Raw genomic sequence first — 15,103 nt, 5'->3', positions numbered from 1 at the left:
CACATGCTTCTAAGTGTCATTACGGTCGCGTTTCGGAATTATGACGGCGTGGCGAAAACTTATGCGTCCCTGGCGCATCTGGCACAGGCACAGGACATCACCTTCGAATGGATCGTGGTGGACGGCGGCTCCCAGGACGGCACCGCAGAATTCCTGGAAAACCTCAACGGACAGTACAACTTACGTTATATCAGCGAAAAAGATAAAGGCATCTACGATGCCATGAATAAAGGCATTGCGATGGCAGAAGGGCGCTTCGCATTATTCCTGAATTCTGGCGATATTTTCCATGCTGACGCCGCGGATGTCGTGCGCCAGCTGGAGAACGCCCCGGAAAGCGCCATGTATATTGGCGATGCATTACTCGATTTTGGTGACGGGAAAAAAATTCGCCGCAGTGCGAAACATGGATGGTATATCTACCACAGCTTACCGGCCAGCCATCAGGCCATATTCTTCCCGGTAAGCGGTCTGAAAACCTACCCCTACGATTTACAATATAAAGTCTCTTCCGATTACGCGCTTGCCGCCCGCATGTTTAAAGCAGGCTATGCCTTTAAGCGCCTGAAAGGACTGGTTTCTGAATTTTCGATGGGTGGCGTGTCAACCTCGAATAATCTGGAATTATGCCAGGATGCTAAAAATGTGCAGCGCAAAATATTACGCGTGCCGGCATTCTGGGCAGAGCTTTCTTACCTGCTGCGCAAACGCACAACCGGTAAAACAAAAGCCTTATATAACAAAGCCTGAATATAAGGAAATACGATGCAGGAATTAAACGGATTCACGGTACCCGCCGGCTTCCGCGGGGCCAGTGCGCTCAAAGTTCAGCTCTGGTGGGCAGTACAGGCAACATTATTTGCCTGGTCCCCACAGGTTATGTACCGCTGGCGCGCATTTTTATTGCGTCTTTTTGGCGCAAAAATTGGTAAAGGCGTGGTGATCCGCCCGTCGGTGAAAATTACGTACCCATGGAAATTAACGCTCGGTGATTATAGCTGGGTGGGTGATGACGCGGTGTTATATACGCTGGGCGACATCACCATCGGCTCGAATTCTGTGGTGTCACAAAAGTGTTATTTATGTACCGGTAGTCACGATTATCAGAGCGCGCATTTCGATATTAATGCCGCCCCGATAGTAATTGGCGATAAATGCTGGCTGGCAACGGATGTTTTCGTCGCCCCCGGCGTAAAAATCGGCGATGGCACCGTCGTTGGTGCCCGTAGCAGTGTTTTTAAGACGCTTCCGGCGAATGTGATTTGCCGGGGTAATCCCGCAGTGGTGACGCGCAAACGCGTCGAAACGGCACTTTTTGAGGAAAATAAATTATGAGTAAAGTCGCTCTCATCACCGGCGTAACCGGACAGGATGGTTCTTATCTGGCGGAACTGCTGCTGGAGAAGGGTTATGAAGTTCACGGCATCAAACGTCGTGCTTCCTCTTTTAACACCGAGCGTGTGGACCATATCTATCAGGATCCGCATACCAGCAACCCGAAATTCCACCTGCACTATGGCGATCTGACCGACAGCTCCAACCTGACGCGTATTCTTCAGGAAGTGCAGCCGGATGAAGTGTACAACCTGGGCGCGATGAGCCACGTTGCGGTTTCTTTTGAATCGCCGGAATACACCGCCGACGTTGATGCCATGGGTACCCTGCGTCTGCTGGAAGCGATCCGCTTCCTCGGCCTGGAAAAGAAAACCCGTTTCTATCAGGCATCCACCTCTGAACTCTATGGTCTGGTGCAGGAAATCCCGCAGAAAGAGACCACGCCGTTCTATCCGCGTTCTCCGTATGCCGTTGCCAAACTGTACGCTTACTGGATCACCGTTAACTACCGCGAATCCTATGGCATGTATGCCTGTAACGGCATCCTGTTCAACCACGAATCCCCGCGTCGCGGCGAAACCTTCGTGACCCGTAAAATTACCCGTGCTATCGCCAACATCGCTCAGGGCCTGGAATCCTGCCTGTACCTCGGCAACATGGACTCCCTGCGTGACTGGGGCCATGCGAAAGACTACGTGAAAATGCAGTGGATGATGCTGCAACAGGATCACCCGGAAGATTTCGTTATCGCCACCGGCGTGCAGTACTCCGTGCGTCAGTTCGTAGAAATGGCAGCGGCTCAGCTCGGTATCAAACTGCGCTTTGAAGGCGAAGGCGTTGACGAGAAAGGCATTGTGGTGTCCGTAACCGGTCACGATGCACCGGGCGTGAAGCCAGGGGATGTGATTGTTTCTGTTGACCCGCGTTACTTCCGTCCGGCGGAAGTGGAAACCCTGCTGGGCGACCCGACCAAAGCGCACGAAAAACTGGGCTGGAAACCGGAAACCACCCTGCAGGAGATGGTCTCTGAAATGGTAGCCAAAGATCTGGAAGCGGCTAAGAAACACTCGCTGCTGAAAGCTCATGGCTTCGAGGTCGCCATCGCGCTGGAGTCGTAAGCATGAGCAAACAACGTATCTTTGTGGCCGGCCATCGTGGAATGGTGGGTTCGGCCATCGTACGACAGCTTGAGCAACGCGGGGACGTTGAGCTCGTCCTGCGTACCCGTGATGAACTCAATCTGCTGGATGCCCGTGCGGTAAATGATTTCTTCGCCACCGAATCCATCGATCAGGTGTATCTGGCGGCGGCGAAAGTGGGCGGTATTGTGGCGAACAATACCTACCCGGCGGAGTTCATTTTCGAGAACCTGATGATCGAGAGCAACATCATTCACGCGGCGCATACGCACAACGTGAATAAGCTGCTGTTCCTCGGCTCATCCTGCATCTACCCGAAAATGGCGAAGCAGCCGATGGCGGAAAGCGAGCTGTTGCAGGGCACGCTTGAAGCGACTAACGAGCCTTACGCGATTGCCAAGATTGCCGGTATCAAGCTGTGTGAATCTTACAACCGCCAGTACGGACGTGATTATCGTTCGGTGATGCCGACCAATCTGTACGGCCCGAACGATAACTTCCACCCGAGCAACTCCCATGTGATCCCGGCGCTGCTGCGTCGCTTCCATGAAGCGGCCCAGGAAAACGCCACGGATGTGGTGGTATGGGGCAGCGGTACGCCGATGCGCGAATTCCTGCATGTGGATGATATGGCGGCTGCCAGCATTCACGTGATGGAGCTGGATCCGGAAGTGTGGCAGGAAAACACCGAACCGATGCTGTCGCATATTAACGTCGGCACCGGCGTGGACTGCACCATTCGCGAACTGGCGCAAACCCTCGCGCAGGTCACCGGCTTTAAAGGCCGCGTGGTGTTCGACGCCAGCAAACCCGACGGTACTCCGCGCAAGCTGCTTGATGTGACGCGTCTGCATCAGCTTGGCTGGTATCACGAGGTGTCACTGGAGCAGGGGCTGGCAAGCACCTATCAGTGGTTCCTTGAAAACCAGCACCGGTTCCGGGGGTAAGCATGTTTTTGAGTCAAGAAGACTTCGCCACGGTAGTGCGCTCAACGCCGCTGATCTCCATCGATCTCATCGTGGAAAATTCGCGCGGTGAGTTTCTGCTGGGAGAACGCACCAACCGTCCGGCACAGGGATACTGGTTTGTCCCTGGCGGACGCGTACAAAAGGATGAGCCGCTGGCCAGCGCCTTCGAGCGCCTGACCCTGGCGGAACTGGGAACCCGTCTGCCGATGTCGGCAGGCGAGTTTTACGGCGTCTGGCAGCACTTCTATGACGACAACTTCTCCGGACGCGATTTTTCCACGCACTACATCGTGCTGGGTTTCCGTGTCCGTGTGGATGAAAGCACCCTGACGCTGCCCGCCGAGCAGCACGGGGCGTGGCGCTGGATGACGCCTGACGCCATCGTGAACAGCGAGAACGTGCACGACAACAGCCGCGCCTATTTCCGTACTGATAAGTCCGGAGTGCCGGGCTTATGAGAATTCTGGTGTACGGAATTAACTACTCGCCGGAGCTGACCGGGATCGGTAAGTACACCGGCGAGATGGTGGAATGGATGGCCCGTCAGGGCCATGACGTTCGCGTCATTACCGCGCCGCCGTACTATCCGGAGTGGAAAGTGGGCGAGCCTTACTCGGCCTGGCGCTGGCGTCGGGAAGAGGGGGCGGCGACCGTCTGGCGCTGTCCTCTATATGTGCCCAAAACCCCGACCACCTTAAAGCGCCTGATCCATCTCGGCAGCTTTGCGCTGAGCAGCTTTTTCCCGCTGATGGCGCAGCGCCGCTGGAAGCCGGATCGCATTATCGGCGTGGTGCCGACGCTGTTTTGTACGCCGGGCATGCGCCTGCTGGCAAAACTGTCCGGCGCCCGTACCGTACTGCACATTCAGGATTACGAAGTCGATGCCATGCTTGGCCTCGGCATGGCCGGCAAAGGTAAGGGCGGGCGAGTGGCCCGGCTTGCCAGCGCCTTTGAGCGCAGCGGCCTGCACAACGTCGATAACGTATCGACGATTTCGCGCTCGATGATGAATAAAGCGCAGGAAAAAGGCGTACCGGCTGAGCGGGTGATTTTCTTCCCCAACTGGTCGGAAGTGGCGCGTTTTCGCGACGTTACCGATGCCGATGCATCAACGCTTCGCCAGCAACTCGCCCTGCCGGCGGATAAAAAAATCATTCTTTACTCCGGCAACATTGGCGAAAAGCAGGGGCTGGAGAGCGTGATTGAAGCCGCAGATCGTCTGCGCGACCAGCCGTGGCTGTTCGTGATTGTCGGCCAGGGCGGCGGCAAAGCGCGACTGGAAAAAATGGCCCGCGAGCGCGGCCTGAGCAACGTGATTTTTCATCCGTTGCAGTCCTATGACGCGCTGCCCGCGCTGCTGAAGCTGGCGGATTGTCATCTGGTGATCCAGAAGCGCGGCGCTGCTGACGCGGTACTGCCGTCGAAGCTGACCAATATTCTTGCGGTGGGGGGCAATGCGGTGATCACAGCCGAGCGCCACACCGAACTGGGACAACTGTGCGACACCTGTCCGGGGATCGCGGTCTGCGTGGAGCCGGAATCGGTGGACGCGCTGATCGACGGCATCGGCCAGGCCCTGCTGATGCCCAAATTCAACACGGTGGCACGTGAATATGCCGAACGCACGCTCGAAAAAGAGAACGTGTTAAGCCAATTTATTGCAGATATTCGGGATTAAACAATGAGTCAACCAACGCTCTATCCGGTAGTAATGGCCGGTGGCTCCGGCAGCCGCCTGTGGCCGCTGTCCCGCGTACTCTATCCAAAACAGTTTCTGTGCCTGAAGGGCGAACTGACGATGTTGCAGACGACGGTGTGTCGTCTGAACGGCGTGCAGTGCGAAAGCCCGGTAGTGATCTGTAACGAGCAGCACCGCTTTATCGTGGCCGAACAGCTGCGCCAGCTCAACAAGCTGACGGAGAACATCATTCTTGAACCCGCCGGGCGTAACACCGCCCCGGCCATCGCCCTGGCTGCCCTTGCGGCGCAGCGCAACAGCCCGGACAGCGATCCGCTGATGCTGGTGCTGGCGGCGGATCATGTGATCCAGAACGAAGAAGCCTTCCGCGAGGCGGTGCGTGCAGCCATGCCGTACGCCGAGAGCGGCAAACTGGTGACCTTCGGCATCGTGCCGGATCTGCCGGAAACCGGTTATGGCTATATCCGTCGTGGCGCGGTCAGCCAGGGGCAGGTGGACGCAGTGGCTTTCGAAGTGGCGCAGTTCGTTGAAAAACCGGATCTCGATACCGCTCAGGCTTACGTCGCCAGCGGCGAGTATTACTGGAACAGCGGCATGTTCCTGTTCCGCGCCGGTCGCTACCTGGAAGAGCTGAAAAAATTCCGTCCGGATATTTTGCAGGCCTGCACCAAAGCCATGGACGCCGTCGATCCGGATCTCGATTTTATCCGCGTGGATGAAGAAGCCTTTCTCGCTTGCCCGGAAGAGTCGGTGGATTACGCGGTGATGGAAAAAACCGCCGATGCGGTAGTGGTGCCGATGGACGCGGGCTGGAGCGATGTCGGCTCCTGGTCGTCCCTGTGGGAAATCAGCGCCCATACGCCGGAGGGCAATGTGCATCACGGCGATGTGATCAGCCATAAAACCGAAAACAGCTATGTCTATGCCGAATCCGGTCTTGTCACCACCGTAGGGGTGAAGGATCTGGTGGTGGTGCAGACCAAAGACGCGGTGCTGATCGCCGATCGTAATGCGGTGCAGGACGTGAAAAAAGTGGTCGAGCAAATTAAAGCCGAGGGTCGTCACGAGCATCACATTCACCGGGAAGTGTACCGTCCGTGGGGTAAGTATGACTCCATTGATTCCGGCGAACGCTATCAGGTGAAACGCATCACCGTGAAGCCGGGGGAAGGGCTGTCCTTGCAGATGCATCATCACCGCGCCGAGCACTGGATCGTGGTGGCGGGCACCGCCAAAGTGACCATTAACGACGAGATCAAGTTACTGGGCGAAAACGAGTCGATCTATATCCCACTCGGTGCCACGCACTGCCTGGAAAACCCGGGCAAGATCCCGCTGGATCTGATTGAAGTCCGCTCCGGTTCGTATCTTGAAGAAGATGACATCGTGCGGTTTGAGGATCGTTACGGTCGGGTGTAGTGAATGAACGTTGCCCGGCGGCGCAGGCTTGCCGGGCCTACAGGTGAATGATTGTAGGCCCGGTAAGCGAAGCGCCACCGGGCAAGGAAAGTTCGCATCACCGGGCCCGGTAAGCAAAACGCCACCGGGCTGGAACAAATAACAAATTTGCCCCAACGGGCTCCAGGCTGTGTGTCGCCTGAAAACGAGGTAATCATGGAAAAATTAACCTGTTTCAAAGCCTACGATATTCGCGGCAAGCTCGGAGAAGAGCTGAACGAAGACATCGCCTGGCGCATTGGTCGCGCCTACGGCGAATACCTGAAGCCGCAGACCATTGTGCTCGGCGGTGATGTGCGTCTGACCAGCGAAGCACTTAAGCTTGCGCTGGCGAAAGGGTTACAGGACGCTGGCGTTGACGTGCTGGACATCGGTCTTTCCGGCACCGAAGAGATCTATTTTGCGACTTTCCATCTCGGCGTGGACGGCGGTATCGAAGTGACCGCCAGCCATAACCCGATGGACTATAACGGTATGAAGCTGGTGCGCAAGGGCGCGCGCCCCATCAGCGGCGATACCGGCCTGCGCGACGTGCAGCGTCTGGCGGAAGCCAATGATTTCCCGCCGGTGAACCCGGATAAACGCGGCAGCTATAAGCAGATCGATCTGCGCGATGCTTATATCGACCACCTGCTCGGTTACATCGACACCACCAACATCACGCCGCTGAAGTTAGTGATTAACTCCGGTAACGGCGCGGCAGGCCCGGTGGTGGACGCTATCGAAGCGCGCTTTAAGGCGCTGAACGTGCCGGTAACCTTTATCAAGGTACACAACACCCCGGACGGCAACTTCCCGAACGGTATTCCTAACCCGCTGCTGCCGGAGTGCCGCGACGATACCCGCAATGCGGTGATCGAGCATAAAGCCGACATGGGGATCGCCTTCGACGGTGACTTTGACCGCTGCTTCCTGTTCGACGGCAACGGTCAGTTTATCGAAGGTTATTACATTGTTGGCCTGCTGGCCGAAGCCTTCCTCGAAAAACACCCTGGCGCGAAGATCATTCACGACCCGCGTCTGTCCTGGAACACCGTGGATGTGGTGACGGCTGCTGGCGGTAAGCCGGTGATGTCGAAAACCGGTCATGCGTTCATCAAAGAGCGTATGCGCGAAGAAGACGCCATCTACGGCGGCGAAATGAGCGCCCATCACTATTTCCGCGATTTTGCCTACTGCGACAGCGGCATGATCCCCTGGCTGCTGGTGGCGGAACTGCTGTGTGTGAAAGGGCAGTCTCTGTCGGAACTGGTTCGCGATCGCATGACGGCGTTCCCGGCCAGCGGCGAAATCAACAGCAAGCTGGCGGATCCGGCCACCGCTATTGCCCGCGTGGAGCAGCACTATGCCGCCAGCGCGCTGGAAGTCGACCATACCGACGGCATCAGCATGGCGTTCCCGGAATGGCGCTTCAACCTGCGCTCGTCCAATACCGAGCCGGTGGTGCGTCTGAACGTCGAATCGCGGGGTGACGTGGCGCTGATGGAGGCACGAACACAGGACATCCTGGCGCTGTTGAACCAGTAGTCGAGCTTGGTTTCCCCTCGCCCGCGGGAAGGGGCGAGGGGACTTAAGAACAGGAACAACGATGATAAATCTAAAAAAGCGCGAGCGAGCTAAAACGAATGCATCGTTAATCTCTATGGTGCAGCGTTTTTCAGACATCACCATCATGTTCGGTGGGCTATGGATCGTCTGCAAGCTACACGCGTTACCCTTTTTTTACCTGCATCTGCTGATGGCCCTGATCACGCTGGTGGTGTTCCAGATGATCGGTGGTATGACCGATTTCTACCGTTCCTGGCGTGGCGTGAAGATCTCGACCGAGCTGGCGCTGCTGCTGCAAAACTGGACGCTGAGCCTGATTTTCAGCGCCGGACTGATGGCCTTCAACGCCGATTTTGATAATACCTTCAGCGTTTTCTTTGCCTGGTACGTATTAAGCAGCGTGGGGCTGGTGACCTGCCGCACGCTGATCCGCTTTTTCGCGGGCTGGCTGCGTCATCATGGCTATAACACCCGCCGTGTGGCGGTGGCGGGCGATCTGCCGGTAGGCCAGGTGCTGCTGGACAGTTTCCGCCATGAGCCCTGGCTGGGCTTTGAAGTGGTGGGCGTCTATCACGATGCCAGACCGGGCGGCGTGACCGCTGACTGGGCGGGCAATTACGACCAACTGCTGGAAGACGCGAAAGCGGGCAAAATTCATAACGTTTACATCGCCATGCCGATGAGCGAAGAGTCCGGCATAAAACGCCTGGTGCGTGAGCTGGCGGACACCACCTGCTCGGTGATCCTCATCCCTGATGTGTTTACCTTTAATATCCTGCATTCGCGCATCGAAGAGATGAACGGCGTGCCGGTGGTGCCGCTGTATGACACACCGCTCTCCGGCATGAACCGCGTGCTGAAGCGTCTGGAAGACATTGTGCTCTCCTCACTGATCCTGCTGCTTATCTCCCCGGTGCTGCTGTGCATCGCGGCGGCGGTGAAAATCAGTTCTCCTGGCCCGATTATTTTCCGTCAAACCCGCTACGGTATGGACGGTAAGCCGATCAAGGTGTGGAAATTCCGTTCCATGAAGGTGATGGAAAACGCCGAAGTGGTCACCCAGGCGACGCAGAACGATCCCCGCGTCACCAAAGTGGGCAACTTCCTGCGCCGTACCTCACTTGACGAACTGCCGCAGTTTATCAACGTGCTGACCGGCGGCATGTCGATTGTCGGCCCGCGTCCCCACGCGGTGGCGCACAATGAACAGTATCGCACCCTGATCCAGGGCTACATGCTGCGTCATAAAGTGAAACCGGGCATCACCGGCTGGGCGCAAATCAACGGCTGGCGCGGCGAGACGGACACGCTGGAAAAAATGGAAAAACGTATTGAATTCGATCTGGAGTACATCCGTGAATGGAGCCTCTGGTTCGATATCAAGATTGTTTTTCTCACCATCTTTAAAGGCTTTGTGAACAAAGCGGCGTATTAAGCGAGCACATCATGAGCCTGAGAGAGAAAACCATCAGCGGCGCAAAGTGGTCAGCCATGGCCACCCTGATCATCATCGGCCTTGGGCTGGTGCAGATGACCTGGCTGGCGCGCATCATCGATAATCACCAGTTCGGCCTGCTCACCGTGTCGCTGGTGATCATCGCCCTGGCGGATACGCTGTCGGATTTTGGCATCGCCAACTCCATTATTCAGCGCAAAGAGATCGGCCATCTCGAACTGACCACCCTCTACTGGCTGAACGTCGGGCTGGGGCTGGTGGTCTGCGCGGCGATGTTTTTGTTAAGCGACGTGATTGCCGGGGTACTGAATAACCCGGATCTGGCGCCGCTGATCAAAACGCTGTCGGTGGCTTTTGTGCTGATCCCCCACGGTCAGCAGTTCCGCGCCCTGATGCAGAAAGAGCTGGAGTTCAGCAAGATCGGCATGATTGAAACCGTATCGGTGATGGCGGGCTTCACCTTTACGGTGATCAGCGCCTGGTACTGGCCGCTGGCGATGACCGCGATCCTTGGTTATCTGGTCAACACCGCGGTGCGTACGCTGCTGTTCGGCTTCTTCGGCCGCAAAATTTACCGTCCGGGTCTGCGCTTTTCGCTGGCTTCCGTCAACTCCAACCTGCGCTTTGGCGCATGGCTGACGGCGGATAGCGTGATCAACTACGTCAACACTAACCTCTCCACGCTGGTGCTGGCGCGTATTCTCGGCGCCAGCGTCGCGGGCGGCTATAACCTGGCGTACAACGTCGCGGTGGTGCCGCCGATGAAGCTTAACCCCATTATCACCCGAGTGCTCTTCCCGGCCTTCGCCAAAATTCAGGACGACACGCAAAAGCTGCGGCTCAACTTCTACAAACTGCTGTCGGTGGTGGGCATTATCAACTTCCCGATCCTGCTCGGTCTGATGGTGGTGTCCGATAACGTGGTGCCGCTGGTGTTTGGCGAGAAGTGGAACAGCATCATCCCCATTCTGCAATTGCTGTGCATCGTCGGCCTGCTGCGCGCGGTGGGGAACCCCATTGGATCGCTGCTGATGGCGAAAGCCCGTGTCGATATCAGCTTCAAATTTAACGTCTTTAAAACCTGCCTGTTCGTCCCGGCGATTATCGCAGGCGGGCACATGGGCGGCGCGCTGGGCGTGACGCTGGGCTTCCTGCTGGTGCAGATCATCAACACCATTCTGAGCTATTTCGTAATGATTAAGCCGGTGCTCGGTTCCAGCTATCGCCAGTACATTCTGAGCCTGTGGCTGCCGTTTTACCTGTCGCTGCCGACGCTGGTGGTGAGCTACGGCCTGGGGCTGGCGCTGGACGGGCATTTGTCCCTTGCCACGCTGCTGGCGGTGCAGATCCTGGCCGGTGGGCTGGCGTTCGCGGTGATGATTGTGCTGTCGCGTAATGCGCTGGTGGTGGAGCTGAAACGTCAGTTTTGCCGCAATGAAAAATTAAGAATGCTGCTGCGCGCAGGTTGATTTTATTCACAAATTTACGACATCAATAATTCAGGTGAAACTGTAATGAAACTACTTATTTTAGGTAACCATACCTGTGGAAACCGTGGGGACAGCGCGATTTTACGCGGCTTACTGGATGCCATTACGGTGCTTGAGCCTGACGCTGAAGTGGATGTCATGAGCCGCTATCCGGTGAGCTCCTCCTGGCTATTAAATCGTCCGGTGATGGGCGATCCGCTGTACAGCCAGATGAAACAGCACAATACCGCCGCCGGTCTGGTCGGGCGGGTGAAGAAAGTCCTGCGTCGCCGTTATCAGCATCAGGTGCTGTTATCCCGCGTGACCGACAGCGGCAAGCTGCGCAATATCGCCATTGCCCAGGGCTTTACCGATTTCGTTCGCCTGCTGTCAGGCTATGACGCCATTATCCAGGTGGGCGGATCTTTCTTTGTCGATCTTTACGGCGTGCCGCAGTTTGAGCATGCGCTCTGCACCTTTATGGCGAAAAAACCGCTGTACATGATCGGCCACAGCGTCGGGCCATTCCAGGACGCGCAGTTTAACCAGCTGGCGAACTATGCGTTCGGGCACTGCGATGCCTTGATCCTGCGTGAGCGCGTAAGTCTTGATCTGATGAAAAAGAGCCAGATCAACACTGATAAGGTGGAGCAGGGCGTCGACACCGCGTGGCTGGTGGATCATCACGATAGCGATTTTACCCCCAGCTATGCGGTGCAGCACTGGCTGGACGTGGCGGCCTCGCAGAAAACCGTCGCCATTACGTTGCGCGAACTGGCGCCCTTCGATAAACGCCTCGGCACCACGCAGCAGGCCTACGAAAAAGCCTTCGCCGAAGTGGTTAGCCGTATTCTGGATGCGGGCTGGCAGGTAATGGCGCTCTCCACCTGCACCGGCATCGACAGCTATAACAAAGATGACCGCATGGTGGCGCTCAATCTGCGTCAGCATGTCAGCGATCCGTCCCGCTATCACGTGGTGATGGATGAGCTTAACGATCTGGAGATGGGCAAAATTTTTGCCGCCTGTGATCTGACCGTCGGCACCCGTCTGCATTCGGCGATCATCTCCATGAACTTCGGCACACCGGCCATCGCCATTAACTACGAGCACAAATCCGCAGGCATCATGCAGCAGCTTGGCATGCCGGAGATGGCCATTGATATTCGTCATTTGCTCGACGGCTCGCTCGCCGCGATGGTGGCGGATACCCTCGGCCAGCTGCCCGCCATTAATCAGCAACTTTCAACGGCGGTGGCCGCAGAACGCAATAATGGATTGCAGATGGTGAAATCGGTGATGGACAGAGTGCGGGGTAAGCAATGAAGGTCAGTTTTTTCCTGCTGAAGTTTCCGCTGTCGTCCGAAACCTTCGTGTTGAACCAGATCACGGCGTTTATCGATATGGGGTTTGACGTGGAGATTATCGCCCTGCATAAGGGCGATCTCAGCAATACCCATGCGGCCTATACCGAATACAAGCTGGCGGAGAAGACCCACTGGCTGCTGGATGAGCCGCAGGGCAAAGCCGCAAAACTGCGCTACCGGGCGCAGGCGATCCTGCGGGGCGCGGGGCGCGCATCCACCTGGAAGGCGCTGAATATGCGCCGCTACGGCGATGAAGCCCGTAACCTGATCCTCGCCGCCATTTGTGGCCTGGCACCACGCACTTTCAGCGCCGATGTGTTTATCGCCCACTTTGGTCCGGCAGGCGTGACGGCAGCAAAACTGCGTGAACTGGGGGTGATCCGCGGCAAAATCGCCACCGTCTTCCACGGTATCGACGTCTCGCACCGGGACGTACTGGCGCACTATACGCCGGAGTATCAGCAGCTGTTCCGCCGCGGCGATCTGATGTTGCCCATCAGCGATCTGTGGGCCGGTCGCCTGCAAAATATGGGCTGCCCGCCGGAGAAGATCGCCGTTTCGCGTATGGGCGTGGATATGTCGCGCTTTACCCTGCGCGAGGTGAAAGCGCCCGGACAACCCTTGCAGATAATCTCCGTGGCGCGCCTGACCGAGAAAAAAGGGCTGCATGTCGCCATCGAAGCCTGTCGTCTGCTGAAGGCGCGCGGTGTTAATTTCCACTATCGCATTCTCGGCATCGGACCCTGGGAGCGCCGTCTGCGCACTCTGATCGAACAGTTCCAGCTTGAGGACGTGATCGAGATGCCGGGCTTTAAGCCCAGCCATGAAGTAAAGGCAATGCTCGATGAGGCTGACGTCTTCCTGCTGCCGTCCGTGACCGGCGCTGACGGCGACATGGAGGGCATTCCGGTGGCGCTGATGGAAGCCATGGCGGTAGGCATTCCGGTCGTCTCTACCGTACACAGCGGTATTCCTGAGCTGATCGACGCTGACCAGTCCGGCTGGCTGGTGCCGGAGAACGATCCCCAGGCGCTGGCTGACAAACTGGCCGCCTTCAGCAGCATGCAGAGCCAGCAGCTGGTGCCGGTGGTGACCCGCGCCCGTGAAAAAGTCGAAACGGACTTTAATCAGCAGAAAATCAATCAGCGTCTGGCGACGCTGCTCCAGACGCTCTGAACTGAGGTTTTATGACAGCATTTTCCCGTCGACACTTTATTAAGGCCGGTTCCGTACTGGCCTCGCTTCCGCTTCTGCCTGCCGCCGCCTTCGCGCAGGGCAGTAAATCCACCGTTGATGTGCGCGACTACCAGAAAAATGACTGGATCGCCGCGTTTAAACAGGCGTTCGCCGATGGCGAGACGGTGGAAGTACCCGCCGATCTCGTTTGTGAAAACATCAATACCGGCATTTTCATCCCGGAAGGGAAAACCCTGCTGGTGCGTGGTGCCCTGAAGGGGAATGGCCGCGGACGCTTTGTGTTACAGGATGGCAGTAAGGTCATAGGTGAGAAGGGCGGTAGCCTGTATAACATTACCCTCGACGTGCGCGGATCGGACTGTGTGATCAAGGGGCTGGCAATGAGCGGCTTCGGGCCGGTGACGCAAATCTACATCGGCGGCAAAAATAAACGTGTAATGCGTAACCTGCTGATTGATGACATCACGGTCACCAGAGCCAACTACGCGATCCTGCGCCAGGGCTTCCATAATCGTATTGACGGCGCGCGTATCACCAACAGCCGCTTCAGCTATCTGCAGGGCGACGCCATCGAGTGGAACGTGGCGATCAACGACAGCAATATTCTTATTTCCGATCATGTCATCGACCATATTGACTGCACCAACGGCAAGATCAACTGGGGGATTGGTATTGGCCTCGCGGGCAGCACCTATGACAATGATTACCCGGAACATCAGGCGGTAAAAAACTTTGTCGTGGCGAACATTACCGGCAGCCACTGCCGCCAGCTGGTGCATGTGGAGAACGGCAAGCACTTCGTGATCCGCAATATCAAAGCCACCGATATTACGCCGGAGTACAGTAAGAAAGCTGGCATTGATAACGCCACCGTGGCGATTTACGGCTGCGATAATTTCGTGATTGATAACGTCAACATGACCAACAGCGCCGGTATGCTGATTGGTTATGGCGTAATCAAAGGCAATTACCTCTCTATCCCGCAAAATTTCAAGCTCAACGACGTGCATCTCGATAACAGCAACAGTGAACTGAAACTGCGTGGTATACAGATCTCATCCGGCAACGCGACATCCTTTGTGGCGATCACCAATCTGACCATGAAGCGCGCGACCCTTGCCCTGCACAATAAGCCGCAGCACCTGTTCTTGCGTAACATTAATATCATGCAGGAAGCCGCCACCGGACCGGCGCTGAAAATGCAGTTTGATCTGCGCAAAGACGTGCGCGGTCGCTTTATGGCGAAGCAGGACACGCTGCTTTCCCTGGCCAACATTCATGCGGTAAATGAAAAAGGCCAAAGCTCGGTGGACATCGACCGGGTGGATCAGCATGTGGTCAATACCGATAAACTGAACTTCCGTCTGCCTGATAAACGCACATAAAAACAAGTTTGCGAACATTCCTGGTGCGCCAGGAGGCAGCTTCGGATTACATCTACTGCATACGGATATTAACCGGCGTAAC

13 protein-coding genes are annotated in these 15,103 nt (G+C 56.6%); all 13 read left to right on the top strand.

The genetic code is table 11. The features are described from left to right. Positions 1-3: 3 nt before the first annotated feature. Entirely contained in the window at positions 4-750 is a 747-nt protein-coding gene (gene wcaE, locus BMF08_RS18875) for a colanic acid biosynthesis glycosyltransferase WcaE (RefSeq protein ID WP_072569051.1), read from the top strand. 15 nt (positions 751-765) lie between these two features. Continuing rightward, positions 766-1,335: a colanic acid biosynthesis acetyltransferase WcaF gene (gene wcaF / locus BMF08_RS18870; RefSeq protein ID WP_072569050.1), complete on the top strand. Its 570-nt coding sequence runs from the start codon at positions 766-768 to the stop codon at positions 1,333-1,335. After that, on the top strand, positions 1,332-2,453 hold the full coding sequence (gmd, locus tag BMF08_RS18865) for a GDP-mannose 4,6-dehydratase (protein ID WP_072569049.1): 1,122 nt from the start codon (positions 1,332-1,334) through the stop codon (positions 2,451-2,453). The genes wcaF and gmd overlap by 4 nt, the downstream gene beginning before the upstream one ends. A 2-nt stretch (positions 2,454-2,455) precedes the next feature. After that, positions 2,456-3,421: a GDP-L-fucose synthase gene (gene fcl / locus BMF08_RS18860; RefSeq protein ID WP_072569048.1), complete on the top strand. Its 966-nt coding sequence runs from the start codon at positions 2,456-2,458 to the stop codon at positions 3,419-3,421. 2 nt (positions 3,422-3,423) lie between these two features. Beyond that, on the top strand, positions 3,424-3,900 hold the full coding sequence (locus BMF08_RS18855) for a GDP-mannose mannosyl hydrolase (protein WP_072569047.1): 477 nt from the start codon (positions 3,424-3,426) through the stop codon (positions 3,898-3,900). Then, positions 3,897-5,120 (top strand): colanic acid biosynthesis fucosyltransferase WcaI, encoded by a 1,224-nt coding sequence (wcaI, locus tag BMF08_RS18850; RefSeq protein WP_072569046.1) that lies wholly within the window; start codon positions 3,897-3,899, stop codon positions 5,118-5,120. Before BMF08_RS18855 ends, wcaI begins: the two co-directional genes overlap by 4 nt. A 3-nt stretch (positions 5,121-5,123) precedes the next feature. Then, positions 5,124-6,560 (top strand): mannose-1-phosphate guanyltransferase, encoded by a 1,437-nt coding sequence (gene cpsB, locus BMF08_RS18845; protein WP_072569045.1) that lies wholly within the window; start codon positions 5,124-5,126, stop codon positions 6,558-6,560. A 195-nt stretch (positions 6,561-6,755) separates the two neighbouring features. Beyond that, a complete protein-coding gene (cpsG, locus tag BMF08_RS18840; protein WP_072569044.1) occupies positions 6,756-8,126 on the top strand; it encodes a colanic acid biosynthesis phosphomannomutase CpsG in 1,371 nt (456 codons plus the stop codon). A gap of 61 nt (positions 8,127-8,187) precedes the next feature. Next, positions 8,188-9,582 (top strand): undecaprenyl-phosphate glucose phosphotransferase, encoded by a 1,395-nt coding sequence (gene wcaJ, locus BMF08_RS18835; protein ID WP_072569043.1) that lies wholly within the window; start codon positions 8,188-8,190, stop codon positions 9,580-9,582. Positions 9,583-9,593: 11 nt separating this feature from the next. Further along, a complete protein-coding gene (locus tag BMF08_RS18830) occupies positions 9,594-11,072 on the top strand; it encodes an MOP flippase family protein (protein WP_072569042.1) in 1,479 nt (492 codons plus the stop codon). A gap of 45 nt (positions 11,073-11,117) precedes the next feature. Beyond that, complete coding sequence (wcaK, locus tag BMF08_RS18825; RefSeq protein WP_072569041.1) at positions 11,118-12,398, top strand: colanic acid biosynthesis pyruvyl transferase WcaK; 1,281 nt, start codon at positions 11,118-11,120, stop codon at positions 12,396-12,398. Then, positions 12,395-13,615: a colanic acid biosynthesis glycosyltransferase WcaL gene (wcaL, locus tag BMF08_RS18820; RefSeq protein ID WP_072569040.1), complete on the top strand. Its 1,221-nt coding sequence runs from the start codon at positions 12,395-12,397 to the stop codon at positions 13,613-13,615. The genes wcaK and wcaL overlap by 4 nt, the downstream gene beginning before the upstream one ends. 11 nt (positions 13,616-13,626) lie before the next feature. Next, positions 13,627-15,021 (top strand): colanic acid biosynthesis protein WcaM, encoded by a 1,395-nt coding sequence (gene wcaM, locus BMF08_RS18815; protein ID WP_072569039.1) that lies wholly within the window; start codon positions 13,627-13,629, stop codon positions 15,019-15,021. Positions 15,022-15,103 lie beyond the last annotated feature (82 nt).

The organism is Enterobacter sp. SA187, assembly GCF_001888805.2.
GTDB lineage: Bacteria > Pseudomonadota > Gammaproteobacteria > Enterobacterales > Enterobacteriaceae > Enterobacter_D.
Note: the sequence above shows the minus strand (reverse complement) of the source record. Positions and strands in the feature narration are given on the sequence as shown.

Excerpts from the sequence above, each read along its gene's own strand:
- wcaF (WP_072569050.1), top strand. The coding sequence starts at position 766 with ATGCAGGAATTAAACGGATTCACGGTACCCGCCGGCTTCCGCGGGGCC.
- wcaE (WP_072569051.1), top strand. The coding sequence starts at position 4 with ATGCTTCTAAGTGTCATTACGGTCGCGTTTCGGAATTATGACGGCGTG.
- BMF08_RS18830 (WP_072569042.1), top strand. The coding sequence starts at position 9,594 with ATGAGCCTGAGAGAGAAAACCATCAGCGGCGCAAAGTGGTCAGCCATG.
- wcaM (WP_072569039.1), top strand. The coding sequence starts at position 13,627 with ATGACAGCATTTTCCCGTCGACACTTTATTAAGGCCGGTTCCGTACTG.
- wcaJ (WP_072569043.1), top strand. The coding sequence starts at position 8,188 with ATGATAAATCTAAAAAAGCGCGAGCGAGCTAAAACGAATGCATCGTTA.
- gmd (WP_072569049.1), top strand. The coding sequence starts at position 1,332 with ATGAGTAAAGTCGCTCTCATCACCGGCGTAACCGGACAGGATGGTTCT.
- wcaK (WP_072569041.1), top strand. The coding sequence starts at position 11,118 with ATGAAACTACTTATTTTAGGTAACCATACCTGTGGAAACCGTGGGGAC.
- wcaL (WP_072569040.1), top strand. The coding sequence starts at position 12,395 with ATGAAGGTCAGTTTTTTCCTGCTGAAGTTTCCGCTGTCGTCCGAAACC.
- wcaI (WP_072569046.1), top strand. The coding sequence starts at position 3,897 with ATGAGAATTCTGGTGTACGGAATTAACTACTCGCCGGAGCTGACCGGG.
- cpsB (WP_072569045.1), top strand. The coding sequence starts at position 5,124 with ATGAGTCAACCAACGCTCTATCCGGTAGTAATGGCCGGTGGCTCCGGC.
- fcl (WP_072569048.1), top strand. The coding sequence starts at position 2,456 with ATGAGCAAACAACGTATCTTTGTGGCCGGCCATCGTGGAATGGTGGGT.
- BMF08_RS18855 (WP_072569047.1), top strand. The coding sequence starts at position 3,424 with ATGTTTTTGAGTCAAGAAGACTTCGCCACGGTAGTGCGCTCAACGCCG.
- cpsG (WP_072569044.1), top strand. The coding sequence starts at position 6,756 with ATGGAAAAATTAACCTGTTTCAAAGCCTACGATATTCGCGGCAAGCTC.